The sequence below is a fragment of the Tissierella sp. P1 genome, from assembly GCF_002266425.1.
GTDB lineage: Bacteria > Bacillota > Clostridia > Tissierellales > Tissierellaceae > Tissierella > Tissierella carlieri.
The window spans coordinates 1-14,741 of record NZ_NPMN01000043.1; the positions used below are offsets into that span (position 1 = coordinate 1).

Here is a 14,741-nt window from a genome sequence, read left to right on the forward strand (position 1 = left end):
CTAAAGTCAATACTTATTTTAAAAAAGTTTTATTTTCTTTAGAAATATTGATTTTAGTAGCTTTTTAATAAATAATCTTTGAATAAATTCAAAGATTATTTTATAATAATACATTATTAATTGTTATATCATTGTTCTTTCTATTTCTTTCCTTAGCTTTTCTAAAACTCTTTTTTCTATCCTAGATACTGTCATTTGAGATATATCTAGCATTTTAGCTATAGAAACTTGAGTTTTTTTATTAAAATATCTTTCAATCAATATTTGTTTTTCTACATCATTTAACTTCTCCATAGTCTTAACTAAAAAATCATTATTCTCAATTCTACTAAAATAGTGATCCTCTTCTCCAATTAGGTCTGCTAAATTAACATCTTTATCTTCATTGTTTGAATCATAAGTCACATCTAAAGATTGAGGAGTATATACCTTACTTGCTTCCATGGCCTCTAATATCTCTTCTTCTGAACATTTTAGATAAGTTGCTATATCTTCAACTGTAGGTGACCTTTGTAATTGTTGGGATAAAAATACCTTTGCATTATTTATCTTCTTAGATAATTCTTGTATTCTTCTAGGTACTCTTATGGTCCACCCCTTATCTCTGAAATATTTCTTTATTTCTCCTATTATAGTTGGAGTTGCAAAGCTAGAAAATTCATAACCTTTATCTATATCATATCTATCTATAGCATATATAAGTCCAATACAAGCCACTTGATATATATCGTCATATTCTATACCCATATTTGCATATTTTTTTGATAAAATCTCCGCTATATATATATGTTTTTCAATTAATTTATCTCTAGTATCCTTATCCTTATTTTGACTATAGGATTTAAATAAGTTTTTAATCTCTGTTTTGTCTTTTAATTCTTTATTTTCTCTTTCATCTTGCCCCTTATTAGTCATTGATCATCATCCTCTATATACTTGATCATTTTTATTCCGTCTCCATTAAATACAACTTCATCCATCAATGACTTTATAATTAATAAACCTAATTCTCTTTCTTTTCTTTCATCCAAGTCTTCAGGTATATTTTCACTAACATTTGTTACCTCTATAGATAATTTTTCTTCATCTATTTCAAATACTAAAGATATTTCTTCTCCATCGCTTAGCATAAGGGAGTTAACACAAGCTTCTCCTATAGAAACTTTAATATCCTCTATATCATCTACATTTAATCCCATACTATGTGCTATTCCTGAGGTAGTAAGCCTAACTAAGCTAATATAGTCTGGCTTTCTAGGTATTGTGAAGCTTATTACATCCTTATTCATCCTTTTCACCTCTTATAATAAACAACTTATCTAATTCTGTAATATCAAATATTTTTCTTATATTTGGCTTAATATTTGATAAATAAATTTTGTATTCATTATCTTTAAGCTTTTTCAAAATAGATATTAACGCTCCTAGTCCCGTACTATCGACATAATTTAGATTTTCTCCATCTATTAATATATCTGTTTGCTTACTACTAAAATGTTTCAATATCTCCTCTTTAAATTTTGGAGAAGTATAGATATCTATTTCTCCCTCTGGCAAAAATACCCACTGATTTTCTCTCTCATCAAACTTTACTTGTATATTTAGAGACATTACAAACCCTCCTTTATCTACATAACAATATGTATTAATTTTATAATAAAAATAGTTTAATGTAAAGCAAAATACCCGGATTTAGAAATTTTTACCTAAAAAGAAATCCTTTATCCATTCAGTATAAAAATACCTGAACGAAATAAAGGATTATAATTGATTATTACATTATTCTTCTTCTACATATTTTGCTACAGCTACTACCCTATCATCTTTCATCTTCATGAGAGTAACTCCTTGGGTACTTCTACCCATGATAGAAATATCTTTAGCTATAAGTCTAATAATTGTACCTGTAAATGAAATTATCAATAATTCATCATTATCATCTACAACCTTAGCTGAAACTATATCACCAGTTTTTTCTTTTATGTTATAAGTTATTAGTCCTTTTCCTCCCCTATTTTGAATTTTATACTCATCTAGTGAAGTTCTCTTTCCAAATCCATATTCTGAAATAACTAATAACTTCTTACCTTCTTCAACTAATTCCATAGCTACAACCTGATCATTATTTCTTAGACTAATAGCTTTTACTCCCATGGCAGATCTTCCCATTTCTCTAACATCATTTTCATCAAATCTGATAGACATACCTTTTTTAGTTACTACAATCATTTCTCTATTTCCATTTGTTTTCCTAACACCTATTAATTCATCACTATCCCTTAGACTAATAGCTATAATACCATTCTTTCTGATATTTTCAAAATTATCTAAGCTGGTCTTTTTAATGATACCTTCTTTAGTAATGAAAACAAGATTACTCTCTGTAGTATTCTTATCTATAGGTACTATAGCATTTACCTTTTCATCACCTGTTAGATTTAATAGATTTATTATAGCTGTTCCTTTTGCCTGTCTACCACCTTCAGGAATCTCGTATGCCTTTAAGGAGAACACTTTACCTTTATTGGTAAAGAACAATATTGTATCATGAGTTGAAGTAATATATAGGTCCTCTACGAAATCTTCTTCCCTAGTCGTTAAAGCTACTATTCCCTTTCCGCCTCTTTTCTGAGTCTTATAAGTATACTCCGGAGTTCTCTTTATATAACCGAAATGAGTTAATGTAATTACAACATCTTCTTCTTCAATCATATCTTCTATATCTATCTCATCAGCAGAAGGCATTATTCTAGTTCTTCTTGGATCTCCATACTTTTCTTTTATTTCAATTAGTTCTTCTTTAATTATTTGATATACTAATCTTTCATTAGCTAGTATTTCTCTAAACCTATTAATCTCTTTTATCAATGCTTCATATTCTTCTTCTAATTTTTCTCTTTCCAGACCTGTCAGACGTCTAAGTCTCATATCTAATATTGCCTGAGACTGCTTATCTGATAACCCAAAGCTATCCATTAAAGCTTCTTTTGCTATAGCTTCAGTCTTAGATGACCTTATTATACGTATTACCTCATCTATATTATCTAATGCTATTTTTAATCCTTCTACTATGTGAGCTCTTTCTTCTGCCTTAGCTAAGTCATATTGAGTTCTTCTAGTTATTATATCTTTTTGATGAGCTATATAATGAGTCAACATTTGCTTTAGATCAAGGATTTTTGGTTCATCATTTACTAAAGCCAGCATTATTACTCCAAAAGTAGTTTGTAATTGAGTATGCTTATATAGATTATTTAATACTACATTTGGATTTGCATCTCTTTTAATCTCTATAACTACTCTCATACCTTCTCTATCAGATTCATCCCTTAGATCAGATATTCCTTCTAATTTTTTATCTCTAACATATTCAGCTATCTTTTCAATTAAATTAGCTTTATTAACTTGGTAAGGAAGTTCAGTTACTATGATTCTATGTCTTCCCTTATTTGTTTCTTCTATTTCAGTAACTGCTCTTACTGTTATTTTACCTCTTCCTGTTTTATAAGCAGATTTTATACCCTCTTTACCCATTATATGACCCGCTGTTGGAAAATCTGGTCCTTTTATTGATGTCATTAATTCTTCAACATCAGCATCAGGATTATCTATAAGTACTATAGCACCATCTATTACTTCTTTTAGATTATGAGGAGGAATATTTGTTGCCATTCCTACAGCTATACCTGAAGAGCCATTAACTAATAAATTAGGAAATCTGCTTGGTAAAACTACAGGCTCTTTTAACGTTTCATCAAAGTTTGGTCTATAATCTATAGTATCTTTTCCTATATCCCTTAGCATTTCCATCGCAAGTTTAGTCATTCTCGCCTCTGTATAACGCATAGCAGCAGCTTCATCACCATCTATAGATCCAAAGTTTCCATGACCATCTACTAACGGATATCTAATATTGAAATCCTGTGCAAGTCTTACCATTGCATCATAAACTGAGCTATCCCCATGAGGATGATACTTACCTAGTACGTCCCCGACAACCCTAGCAGACTTTCTGTAAGGTTTATCTGGCCCCATACCAAGCTCATCCATAGCATAGATTATCCTTCTATGAACAGGCTTTAGTCCATCACGTACATCTGGTAAAGCACGGCTCATAATTACACTCATGGAATAGTCTAAGTAGGATTTCTTCATTTCCTGTTCAATATTTATTTCTACTATATTGTCAAATTCTCTATCCATACTTGACCTCCTATATATCTAGATTTTTTACAAACTTAGCATTCTCTTCAATAAATTCTCTTCTTGGTTGTACTTTATCACCCATTAAAGTTGTAAATACTTCATCAGCTGCCACAGCATCCTCTAAAGTTACTTTTAATAGTGTTCTTGTTTCTGGATTCATAGTTGTATCCCAAAGTTGTTCTGGATTCATTTCTCCAAGACCTTTATATCTTTGAATAGCATAGTTAGATCTACCTATTTCCTCTAACAAATCATCTAATTCCTTATCACTATATACATAATGTTCCTGTCTACTTTTAGTTACTTTATAAAGTGGTGGCTGAGCAATATATATATGTCCATTATCTATTAACTCTTTCATATATCTATAGAAGAAAGTTAATAGTAAAGTTCTAATATGCGCACCATCTACGTCGGCGTCAGTCATCAATATTATTTTTCCATATCTTAATTTTTCTATATTAAAATCTTCACCAATACCTGTTCCAAAGGCTGTAATCATAATTTTTATTTCCTCTGAACTTAATATCTTATCTAATCTAGCCTTCTCTACATTTAATATCTTTCCTCTTAGGGGTAATATAGCCTGAAATTTCTTATCTCTACCTTGCTTTGCACTACCACCAGCTGAATTTCCCTCTACTAGATATATCTCTGTAGTCTCTAAATCAGAATCTTGACAATCTGCTAATTTCCCAGGTAATGTAGTATTCTCTAATACGCTCTTTCTTCTAGTTAAATCTCTTGCCTTTCTAGCGGCTTCTCTTGCCCTTTGAGAAGATATGGCTTTTTCTAATATTATTTTTCCCTCTCTAGGATTTTCTTCTAAATATATATTTAAATAGTCATATGTTAAAGTTTCAACTATACCTCTTGTCTCACTATTTCCTAGTTTACTTTTAGTTTGACCTTCAAATTGGGGTTCCATTAACTTGACTGATAATATACCTGTCAAACCCTCTCTTACATCATCTCCGCTAAGATTCTCCTCTTTTTCTTTTATAATTCCATACTTTCTACCATAGTCATTCATGACCCTAGTTAAAGCTGTTCTAAATCCTGATAAATGTGTTCCACCCTCTGGAGTGTTTATATTATTTGCAAAGGTAAATATATTTTCTGTATATCCATCAGTATATTGTAATGCTAATTCTACAGTTGTTCCATCTTTTTCTCCCTCATAATATACTATATCTTTTTGTATAGGAGTTTTATTTTTGTTTATATACTCTACGAAAGACTTTATTCCACCTTCATAATGGAATTCTTTTGTTTTTCCTTCCCTCTCATCTTCTAATATAATTTTGATTCCTTTATTTAAAAATGCCATTTCTCTAAATCTATGTTCTAAGGTTTCAAAACTAAATATTATAGTCTCAAATATTTCTGCATCTGGTTTGAAATGGATAGTTGTACCTGTTTCATCAGAATCTCCTATAGTTTCAAGTTCTGTTTTTGCTAATCCTCTTTCAAATTTTTGCATATATTCTTTACCATTTCTTCTTACCTTAGCTACTAGCCACTCAGATAGTGCATTTACTACAGAAACCCCAACACCATGCAGCCCACCGGATACTTTATATGCACCATTATTAAACTTACCACCTGCATGTAATATAGTTAAAACAGTCTCTACAGTGGATTTTCCTGTTTGTGGATGTTTTTCAACTGGTATTCCACTACCATTATCTGATACCTTTACTGAGTTATCATCAAAAATAGTGACCCTGATGGTGTCACAAATTCCCGCTAAAGCCTCATCTATACTATTATCTACTACTTCATATACTAAATGGTGAAGTCCTTTTGGTCCTGTACTGCCTATATACATACCTGGTCTTTTTCTTACTGGTTCTAGACCTGTAAGTACTTGGATATCTTGAGCTGTATAATGTCTATCATTGTTACCGTTTATCCCATTTTTTTCATTGGCCATTAAATTACCTCCAATCTAATATTATCTATTCGTAAATATTTCTATTTGATAGTGCTTTCGAAGATATGTTTGATGTATAAACTATTGTCTTATTATTATCTGATACAACTATATAGGATTTTGTATTTTGATCTAAAGAACCAATTACACAATTATCTTCTATTAATTTATTTATAAATTCCCTAGTTTTTTTTGTACCTTCAGCAGCTTTTTTATCTAGTATAGCTATTATATTTTTTTCAAATATATAGTTATTTTCACCTATATGAATAATCATCCTATGACTCCTATCTACATTAATTTCCCCTCTTCTATATAAAATATAGATTTTTCGATTGTTTCCATTTCTTTTAGGTCTATGGCATCTGTTACTGTTATTAATGTCTGCATATCCTGGAAAGATTTAATTAAATACTTTCTTCTCTCTTCATCTAATTCAGAAAAAACATCATCTAAAAGTAATACTGGATAAATTCCTCTCTGCTTTTTTATTAATTCTACTTCAGATAGTTTTATAGATAATACTACAGTTCTTTGCTGACCTTGAGAGCCATATGTCTTAAGCTCCTTATCATTTATTGTCATCAATATATCGTCTCTATGAGGTCCTAATTGTGTAGAAGCTGCTTCTATATCCTTATCTACATACTTTTTAAGCTTATTTAAATAATTTTTTTCCATTTCTATTTTATTATCTAATATTTCAATATTAGATAAATACTTTAATTCTAGATTTTCTCGAGATAGGGTTATTTTATTATGAGTAATACTAGATATCTTAGAAAGTTCTTGTACATATTTATCTCTTTCTAAAATTATATCTGTACCTATTTTTGCAAGCTGTAAGTCAAATATTTCTAAAAGACTAGATATATTCGTTTGAAACTTACTTGATCTTAACAAATTGTTTCTTTGAAACAATATTTTATTATATCTATTTATATTGAAGTTATATACAGGTCTTATTTGAGAAATCTCCATATCTAAAAAGTTTCTTCTCTCTCCTGGTCCTTCCTTTACAAGTTTTAAATCTTCAGGTGAGAAAATAACCACATTTAATCCACTATAGAGCTCTTTATAATTCTTTAGCTCAGTCTTATTTACTCTAATTCTTTTTGCTTTTTCTCTCTCTAATTTTATTTCAATAAATTTTTCCTGCTTCCCTATATTCATTTGTGCTCCAACATAAGCTTCATTTTTATTAAAATTGATTATCTCTTTATCCCTATTTGTTCTAAAGGATCTTCCTGTTGCACAAATATATACTGCTTCAAGTAAATTAGTTTTCCCCTGAGCATTTTTTCCTATAAAAATATTTGTCTTTTTATTTAGGCCTATGTTTAGACTATAATAATTTCTAAAATTTATAAGTCTAATATTTTTTACATGCAAAAAAAACACCCCTTAAGGTAAATAATATTATATCACAACAAAATATCCATAACCTTTAATTTCAACAATATCATTTTTCATTATTTTTTTTCCTCTTTGTAATGTAACTTCATTATTGACTATTATACTACCTTCACTAATCATAATCTTTGCTTGACCACCAGTTTGTGTAATACCTGCAAGCTTTAAGAACTGATCTAATTTAATATAATCAGTTTCTATAGATATTTCTTTCATAGATTATCTCTCCTCTAAAAATCATCTTGTGCAAGACGCACTGGCAAGACTAAATAAGTATAGTTTTCATCTTGCAAAGGTTTTATAATACATGGATTTAAACTTCCCATGAAATTTAACTTTATTTCCTCTGCATCGATTACTTTTATACCTTCTAATATATATCTTGAGTTAAAGGCAATATTTATATTTTCTCCATTGGCTTGAGCATTATCATTTCATTTACATTTCCTATTTCAGAATTAGATTTTATTAATATTTGTCCATCTATTATGCTTAACTTAACTAAATTTGCCTTTTCTTCTTTTGCAAGCAATGACGCTCTTTCAAGACTATCTTGAAATGCCTTTTTATTTACTATTGCAGATGTTTTATGATCTTTCCTTATAATTTCTTTATAATTAAAGAACTGTCCTTCTAATAATCTTGAATATACTATAGTATCTCCTATATTAAATACTACATGCCCAGGTGCAGCTGCGATTTCCATATTACTTTCATTATCTTCTACTATTTTATTTATCTCATTTAAAGCCCTACCTGGTATTATTATCTTAATTTCCACATCTGATTGTATAGGTAACTTTCTTAAAGCTAATCTATATCCATCTAAAGCTACGAAAGAAATGTTACTATCTATTATTTCAAATAGTACTCCTGTGAGAGATGGTCTTGTTTCATCTTGAGTTGTAGCAAAGACTGTTTGTCTTATGGCAGATTTAAATAAATCATTCGGCAATTGAAATGTAGTATGTTCTAAAACTATAGGTAAATCTGGATATTCTTTAGATGAATTACCTAATATATTAAATTCTGAGTTTTCACATTTAATATTAATATTGTTATTATCAACATCTATATAAATAGAAGCATCTGGAAGTTTTTTAATTATATCCCCAAATATTCTAGAATTAACTACAATAGAACCTTCTCTTTCTATTTCACAATTAACATAGGTTTCTATACTTATTTCCAAATCTGTTCCTGTAAGTTTTAATTTATCCTTATGTGCTTCTAACAATATTCCGTCTAATATTTGTAAAGTAGTTCTTGAAGATATTCCTTTTTGTGCAATATTTATATGTTTAGCTAAGTCTTTTTGGTTTACTTTTATTTTCATTTATTTAGACCTCCTTTTTTTCCCAGATATAGAAAGAATATAAAATATATAGTAGTAATAGTAGTAGGGGCTGTGATTATGTGGATAATTATTGATTGATAGAAATATCAAATCTTTTATCAACTTAATAACATGTGGATAAGTATTTGGAAAGCATAAAAGATATCCACATTAATTAATAAATTATCCTTTCAATTCTTTTACTATATCATCGATTTTTCTTTTTAATTCTGAACTTTCATTTATATCTGTGCTTATTTTGTCATATGCATGTATAACAGTTGTGTGATCTCTACCTCCAAATTCCTCTCCTATTTTAGGTAGTGATAAATCTGTTAATTCTCTAGTTAGATACATAGCAATTTGTCTAGGATATGCTATAGCCCTAGTCCTCTTTTTAGAGTTAAAGTCATCAATTTTAACTTTAAAATTTTTAGATACCATTTCTTTTATTAGTTCAACAGTGATTTCTATGGACTTATTACTTGATAATATATCTTTTAAAGCCTCTTCAGCTAATTCTTCGGTAACTTCGCTATTTGTTAGAGAGGAATAAGCTACTACTCTTATCAATGCTCCTTCAAGCTCTCTAATATTTGATTGAATTTTCGAAGCTATATAGAGCATTACATTATCACTAACCTTAATATTCTCAACATTAGCTTTTTTTCTAAGTATTGCGATTCTAGTTTCTAGATCTGGCGGCTGAATATCAGCAATTAATCCCCATTCAAATCTAGATCTAAGTCTATCTTCTAATGTAGGAATTTCCTTAGGCGGCCTATCACTAGATATAATTATTTGTTTATTAGCTTCATGTAAGGCATTAAAAGTATGGAAAAATTCTTCTTGAGTTCCCTCTTTACCTGCAATAAATTGAATATCATCTATTAGGAGTACATCTATATTTCTATATTTATTTCTAAACTCTTCATTTCTATATTCTCTTATAGATTGATAAGTTCATTTGTAAATTTTTCTGATGTAACATATACTACTTTTGAGTTGGGATTCTGGCTAAGTGTATAATGACCAATTGCATGCATCAAGTGAGTTTTTCCAAGTCCTACTCCTCCATATAGAAATAATGGATTATAGGCTTGTGCTGGTGCTTCAGCTACGGCTAGGGAAGCAGCATGTGCAAAACGATTACTGTTACCTATTACAAATGTATCAAAGGTATATTTTGGATTTAATTGGGATCTTTGATTACTATCATTGACCTCTTGTACTATGGGTTGTCCCACATTTAGAGAATATTCTTCTCCAGGTATAATAAATTGAATATCAAATTCTTCCTCAGTAACATGAGAAAAAGCATTTTTTATTAGATTTAGATATCTTCCTACCAAAATTCCCTTTGTAAATTCATTAGGGGCGGCTAGGATTACTTTATTGGAAGAAATACTAATAGGTTCTATTGTTTTTAACCAAGTATTAAAGCTAACTTCAGTTAATTCAACTTTAATTAGATTCAACACTTCATTCCAAATATTATCTAAACTTGAAGCCATCTTTTTACCTCCTATTCATTAAAATTATTGCCAATAGAAAAAAAAATAAACTTATTTATAAAAGTTATAAACATAGTTATCAACAAAAAAAGAAAAATATATATGTAAAAATAATTAAGTTTGGAAAATGTTATTTGTGGATAAACTATTAATAAAATGTTATTAATAAAATAAATTAGCAAAATATCAACTTATCAACATATTTAAGAAGAATAAAAATGTGGATAAAAGAATAGGTAAATACACTGTTTTAATAAAATTTAAAAAATAATATTGAAAGTTATACACAAACTATCCACAAAATGTGTATAACTTTTAGGTATTGATAAGTTTAAAATAATATCCACATGCTATTTAATAATATCAAAATTTAAGAATATATTCAACAAAATTATCCACAAGTTAAATAAATTGTTAATAACTTTTTATAGCTTCAGTTTTGTTGAAAATTCTTGACATATCTAGTACAAATAAATATAATCATTAGTAGTATTTATGTTTTCTTGTGGGAAAACTCTATATTATTTATATATTTCTGAAGGTATATTATCGAAGGAGGTGTTTCTAAATGAAAAGAACTTATCAGCCAAAGAAAAGACAAAGAAGCAGAGAGCATGGATTTAGAAAAAGAATGAAGACTAGATCAGGTAGAGAAATTATAAAAGCAAGAAGAAGAAGAGGTAGAAAAAAATTAACTGCATAAGGCCGCTAATAAGGTGGCCTTTTTATAACGATTGTTTGATTTTTTCATCAAATATTGGATTTTGAGGCCATTTATTTGGATAAAGGGAGCAAATGCAATGGATAAAATTTTTAGATTGAGAAGTAATATGGAGTTTAAAAGAGTCTATAGTGGTGGAAAGAATTATTGGAATAGAAATTTAGTTCTTTATGTAAAGAAAAATAATGTTGGAAATACTAGGGTAGGTTATTCTATTACTAAGAAAATCGGAAATTCGGTCGTTAGGAATAAAATAAGAAGAAGAATGAAAGAAATCTATAGACTAAATTTTAGTAGTATAAGAGGTAATTATGATTTAATTTTTATACCTAAAAAGAATGTGGTAGATATTTCGTATAAAGAGTTAGAGAGTGCAATGCTTCATATTCTAAAATTAGCAGGTGTATTTATAAGCCAAAGTGATAGCAATGGCTAAATTTGCTATTTTTTTAATTAAAATTTATCAGAATATTATATCGAAATATATACTAACTAGGAAAAACTGCAGATTTTATCCAACATGTTCAGATTATTCTATACAAGCTTATAATAAATATGGTTTTTTAAAAGGGACCTATTTAACTATAAAAAGAATATTGAAATGTCATCCGTTTAATGAAGGAGGATATGATCCGCTTAAATGATAGGGGGTTTATAAATGACGGCTTTTTTAGGTAATATACTAGGTGGACTTCTAAAGTTTATTTATGATATGGTATCTATGATTGGAACAGAGCCAGCAAATTTTTCTTTCTATGCAATGGCTATAATTATAACAACAATAATATTTAAACTTATACTTTTACCTGTTAGTTTACATCAAAGTAAATCTTCAAAGAAAATGAATGAAATTCAACCAAAGATGAAAGAAATTCAAACTAAATATAAAAATGATCCACAAACAGCTCAAGCAAAAATGGCAGAATTATATAAGGAACATAAATATAACCCAGCTTCTGGGTGTTTAGTACTTTTAATTCAATTTCCTATCATTATTGCTTTTTTTAAGGTAATGGGTAACCCTACTACTTTTGCTTTTAAAGATCCAGCAGTTTATGAGGCTATGAATAAAACATTTTTTTGGATCAAAAATTTAAATAATCCAGATCCTTATCTTTGGGGATTACCATTATTAGCTGCAGCAACGACTTATTTACAAAGTGTAACTATGACGTCAGCAAATACAGATCCTCAGGCTCAGGCTACTCAAAGAATGATGAATATGTTTTTACCTATAATGATTTTTATGGCTGCTAGAGGATTTGCAGCAGGACTTGCATTATATTGGGTAATAAGTAATATTTTCTCAATTATACAACAGATAATTTCCAATAAGTCTTTAGGTAAGATTAAGGAGGAGAATTAAAGTCATGAGGTCTGTTATTAAGGTATCAAAAACTGTTGATGAGGCAATAAAAGAGGCTTTAATAGAGTTGAATGCAAATAAAGAAGATGTTAAAATAGAAATAATAGATGAGCCAAGTAAAGGTTTATTTGGATTAATTGGTGGAAAAGATGCAAAGGTTAGGGTTTCTGTTGTATATGACCCTATTGAAATAGCTGATAATTTTTTGTCTAAAGTGTTAAGTTCAATGAATATATCCGCAGTTAATGTAGTAAAAAGAGAAGGAGATATCCTAATAGTAGATATAAAAGACATTAGTTCTACTGATATGGGTATATTAATAGGTAAGCGAGGAAATACACTTGATGCCATTCAATATTTACTATCTCTAGTTATAAATAAGAATAAAGATAGTTACATTAAAGTTGTAGTAGATACAGAAGGATATAGAGCTAAGAGAGAAGAAACTCTAGTAAGATTAGCCAATAAAATGGCTGAAAAAGCTAGATATGTTAAAAGACCAATAAAATTAGAACCTATGAATCCTTATGAAAGAAGAATTATACATTCTGCATTGCAGAATATTCAAGGTATCACTACTTATAGTGAAGGTGATGAGCCTTATAGAAGAGTAGTTATTCAATCAAGACAAAGCTAAAACCCAGTACTATACTGGGTTTCTCTTATGATATAGAAAAATTTACAAAAATTTATATAAATGAATGATTTTGGAATAATAAATACTGGATTAAAGTAGTTTTATTATTTTAGTATTAATGGTATATTACAATTAGTTGGAGTTAACAAAAAGGCAAATTTTTAATTTTAAATAAAAAATTGTAACTTTATGTTAGCCTTTATATATAGATGCAGAAGAGGTGATATTATGACTATTGCTGCTATTTCTACTGCTGTTGGAGAATCAGGTATTGGTATAGTAAGAATTAGTGGAAAGAATGCTTTAAATATTGGAAATATAATATTTAAAGGGAATAAGGTTAAAGAATTAAATGAAGATTATAATAGAAAATTAATATACGGTCATATAGTAGATAAAAAAAATAATCAGTTAATAGATGAAGTTTTAATATCTTATATGAAAGGTCCCCATACCTATACTAGAGAAGATATGGTGGAAGTATATTGTCATGGTGGAATAATTTCTGTAAGAAAGGTCTTAGAGTTGATATTAAATAATGGTGCTAGATTAGCTGAGCCTGGTGAATTTACTAAAAGAGCATTCTTAAATGGGAGATTAGATTTATCTCAAGCAGAGGCTATAATAGATATGATTAGGGCTAAGACTGATAAGAGTTTTGAGGCTTCTTTGAATCAACTGGAAGGTTCTTTATCGAGAAAGATAAAGGAAATAAGAAATATATTGTTAGAAATGATTGCTCATGTTGAGGTTTCTATAGACTTTCCTGATGAAGATATTGAAGAAGTCACATATGAAGATTTGCAGGAAAGTGGAAGCAGGGTAAAGGAAGAAATTGAAAAACTTCTTTCTACAGCAGATAGAGGTAAGATACTTCGAGATGGATTAAATACTGTAATATTGGGGAAGCCAAATGTTGGAAAGTCCTCATTATTAAATGCAGTTCTTAGAGAAAATCGAGCTATAGTAACAGATATACCAGGTACTACAAGAGATATTATAGAGGAATATGTAAATATTGATGGAATACCGCTTAGGATAATAGATACAGCTGGAATAAGAAATACTGATGATTTAGTTGAACAAATTGGGGTAGATAGAGCTAAGGAAACAGTAGAAAAGGCGGATTTAATTATTGCAGTATTTGATGCCTCAAGGGAATTATCTAATGAGGATTATGAAATAATAGAGTTGATAAAGAATAAGAAAAGTATAATTCTTTTAAATAAAACAGATTTACCTACAAAATATAATGAATCTTATTTGAGATCTCTTTTAAATGAAAGGCAGATAATAAGCACATCTATTACATCTGGCATAGGTGTAGATTTATTGGAAAGAAGTATAAAGAGTATGTTCTACAGTGGAGAAATTGAGATCTATTCAGATACTGTGGTTACTAATGTAAGACATAAAAATCAATTAATTAAGGCCTTAGAAAACATAACTCAAGCAATAGAAGATATAAAAGGAAGCGTCCCAATAGATTGTATAGAGGTAGATTTGAAAAATTGTTGGGAGAACTTAGGAGAAATATCTGGTGATACCATTGGAGAAGACATATTAGATAAAATATTTTCTGAGTTCTGTATAGGAAAGTAGAAAGCAATTC

At 29.0% G+C, this 14,741-nt stretch carries 16 protein-coding genes and 1 pseudogene; 6 read left to right on the top strand and 11 right to left on the bottom strand.

From position 1 onward, the window contains the following. Positions 1-123 precede the first annotated feature (123 nt). From CIW83_RS20010 to dnaA, 11 genes and pseudogenes are all read right to left on the bottom strand, one after another. Positions 124-915, bottom strand: a complete 792-nt coding sequence (locus CIW83_RS20010) for a SigB/SigF/SigG family RNA polymerase sigma factor (protein WP_094904216.1) — start codon at positions 913-915, stop codon at positions 124-126. Further along, positions 912-1,289, bottom strand: coding sequence for an ATP-binding protein (locus CIW83_RS20015; protein WP_094904217.1), 378 nt, complete (start codon positions 1,287-1,289; stop codon positions 912-914). The genes CIW83_RS20010 and CIW83_RS20015 overlap by 4 nt, the downstream gene beginning before the upstream one ends. Next, positions 1,282-1,611 carry an STAS domain-containing protein gene (locus tag CIW83_RS20020; RefSeq protein WP_094904218.1) on the bottom strand — a complete coding sequence of 110 codons (330 nt, stop codon included), beginning with the start codon at positions 1,609-1,611 and terminating at the stop codon, positions 1,282-1,284. Before CIW83_RS20020 ends, CIW83_RS20015 begins: the two co-directional genes overlap by 8 nt. A gap of 168 nt (positions 1,612-1,779) precedes the next feature. After that, positions 1,780-4,203, bottom strand: a complete 2,424-nt coding sequence (gene gyrA / locus CIW83_RS20025) for a DNA gyrase subunit A (protein ID WP_094904219.1) — start codon at positions 4,201-4,203, stop codon at positions 1,780-1,782. 10 nt (positions 4,204-4,213) lie between these two features. Further along, on the bottom strand, positions 4,214-6,142 hold the full coding sequence (gyrB, locus tag CIW83_RS20030) for a DNA topoisomerase (ATP-hydrolyzing) subunit B (protein WP_094904220.1): 1,929 nt from the start codon (positions 6,140-6,142) through the stop codon (positions 4,214-4,216). Positions 6,143-6,167: 25 nt separating this feature from the next. Next, on the bottom strand, positions 6,168-6,419 hold the full coding sequence (remB, locus tag CIW83_RS20035) for an extracellular matrix regulator RemB (protein WP_094904221.1): 252 nt from the start codon (positions 6,417-6,419) through the stop codon (positions 6,168-6,170). Between the two features lie 14 nt (positions 6,420-6,433). Next, positions 6,434-7,543: a DNA replication/repair protein RecF gene (gene recF / locus CIW83_RS20040; RefSeq protein WP_235601428.1), complete on the bottom strand. Its 1,110-nt coding sequence runs from the start codon at positions 7,541-7,543 to the stop codon at positions 6,434-6,436. Between the two features lie 18 nt (positions 7,544-7,561). Next, on the bottom strand, positions 7,562-7,771 hold the full coding sequence (locus tag CIW83_RS20045; RefSeq protein ID WP_094904223.1) for an RNA-binding S4 domain-containing protein: 210 nt from the start codon (positions 7,769-7,771) through the stop codon (positions 7,562-7,564). A gap of 14 nt (positions 7,772-7,785) precedes the next feature. After that, positions 7,786-7,959 (bottom strand): hypothetical protein, encoded by a 174-nt coding sequence (locus CIW83_RS24575; RefSeq protein WP_369819417.1) that lies wholly within the window; start codon positions 7,957-7,959, stop codon positions 7,786-7,788. After that, positions 7,956-8,891: a DNA polymerase III subunit beta gene (dnaN, locus tag CIW83_RS20050; RefSeq protein ID WP_255374537.1), complete on the bottom strand. Its 936-nt coding sequence runs from the start codon at positions 8,889-8,891 to the stop codon at positions 7,956-7,958. Before dnaN ends, CIW83_RS24575 begins: the two co-directional genes overlap by 4 nt. A gap of 183 nt (positions 8,892-9,074) precedes the next feature. Beyond that, positions 9,075-10,405: pseudogene (dnaA, locus tag CIW83_RS20055) on the bottom strand (chromosomal replication initiator protein DnaA). A gap of 568 nt (positions 10,406-10,973) precedes the next feature. On the opposite strand from dnaA, the gene rpmH reads away from it, so the two are divergent. From rpmH to mnmE, 6 genes are all read left to right on the top strand, one after another. After that, positions 10,974-11,108 (top strand): 50S ribosomal protein L34, encoded by a 135-nt coding sequence (rpmH, locus tag CIW83_RS20060; protein WP_072977524.1) that lies wholly within the window; start codon positions 10,974-10,976, stop codon positions 11,106-11,108. A gap of 97 nt (positions 11,109-11,205) precedes the next feature. Continuing rightward, the gene (rnpA, locus tag CIW83_RS20065; protein WP_094904241.1) at positions 11,206-11,562 is read left to right on the top strand and encodes a ribonuclease P protein component; all 357 of its coding nucleotides are present in this window, start codon (positions 11,206-11,208) and stop codon (positions 11,560-11,562) included. Continuing rightward, a complete protein-coding gene (gene yidD / locus CIW83_RS20070; protein ID WP_094904224.1) occupies positions 11,555-11,770 on the top strand; it encodes a membrane protein insertion efficiency factor YidD in 216 nt (71 codons plus the stop codon). Before rnpA ends, yidD begins: the two co-directional genes overlap by 8 nt. A 14-nt stretch (positions 11,771-11,784) precedes the next feature. Beyond that, positions 11,785-12,492, top strand: coding sequence for a YidC/Oxa1 family membrane protein insertase (locus CIW83_RS20075; RefSeq protein WP_094904225.1), 708 nt, complete (start codon positions 11,785-11,787; stop codon positions 12,490-12,492). A 4-nt stretch (positions 12,493-12,496) separates the two neighbouring features. Then, positions 12,497-13,129 (top strand): RNA-binding cell elongation regulator Jag/EloR, encoded by a 633-nt coding sequence (jag, locus tag CIW83_RS20080; protein WP_094904226.1) that lies wholly within the window; start codon positions 12,497-12,499, stop codon positions 13,127-13,129. A gap of 228 nt (positions 13,130-13,357) precedes the next feature. Next, the gene (gene mnmE, locus CIW83_RS20085; RefSeq protein WP_094904227.1) at positions 13,358-14,731 is read left to right on the top strand and encodes a tRNA uridine-5-carboxymethylaminomethyl(34) synthesis GTPase MnmE; all 1,374 of its coding nucleotides are present in this window, start codon (positions 13,358-13,360) and stop codon (positions 14,729-14,731) included. Positions 14,732-14,741 lie beyond the last annotated feature (10 nt).

Bases quoted from the DNA above. Each gene is read 5' to 3' on its own strand.
- gyrB (WP_094904220.1), bottom strand. From the start codon at position 6,142: ATGGCCAATGAAAAAAATGGGATAAACGGTAACAATGATAGACATTAT.
- CIW83_RS20045 (WP_094904223.1), bottom strand. From the start codon at position 7,771: ATGAAAGAAATATCTATAGAAACTGATTATATTAAATTAGATCAGTTC.
- CIW83_RS20010 (WP_094904216.1), bottom strand. From the start codon at position 915: ATGACTAATAAGGGGCAAGATGAAAGAGAAAATAAAGAATTAAAAGAC.
- jag (WP_094904226.1), top strand. From the start codon at position 12,497: ATGAGGTCTGTTATTAAGGTATCAAAAACTGTTGATGAGGCAATAAAA.
- dnaN (WP_255374537.1), bottom strand. From the start codon at position 8,891: ATGAAAATAAAAGTAAACCAAAAAGACTTAGCTAAACATATAAATATT.
- mnmE (WP_094904227.1), top strand. From the start codon at position 13,358: ATGACTATTGCTGCTATTTCTACTGCTGTTGGAGAATCAGGTATTGGT.
- CIW83_RS20020 (WP_094904218.1), bottom strand. From the start codon at position 1,611: ATGTCTCTAAATATACAAGTAAAGTTTGATGAGAGAGAAAATCAGTGG.
- gyrA (WP_094904219.1), bottom strand. From the start codon at position 4,203: ATGGATAGAGAATTTGACAATATAGTAGAAATAAATATTGAACAGGAA.
- rnpA (WP_094904241.1), top strand. From the start codon at position 11,206: ATGGATAAAATTTTTAGATTGAGAAGTAATATGGAGTTTAAAAGAGTC.
- remB (WP_094904221.1), bottom strand. From the start codon at position 6,419: ATGATTATTCATATAGGTGAAAATAACTATATATTTGAAAAAAATATA.
- rpmH (WP_072977524.1), top strand. From the start codon at position 10,974: ATGAAAAGAACTTATCAGCCAAAGAAAAGACAAAGAAGCAGAGAGCAT.
- yidD (WP_094904224.1), top strand. From the start codon at position 11,555: ATGGCTAAATTTGCTATTTTTTTAATTAAAATTTATCAGAATATTATA.
- CIW83_RS20075 (WP_094904225.1), top strand. From the start codon at position 11,785: ATGACGGCTTTTTTAGGTAATATACTAGGTGGACTTCTAAAGTTTATT.
- CIW83_RS20015 (WP_094904217.1), bottom strand. From the start codon at position 1,289: ATGAATAAGGATGTAATAAGCTTCACAATACCTAGAAAGCCAGACTAT.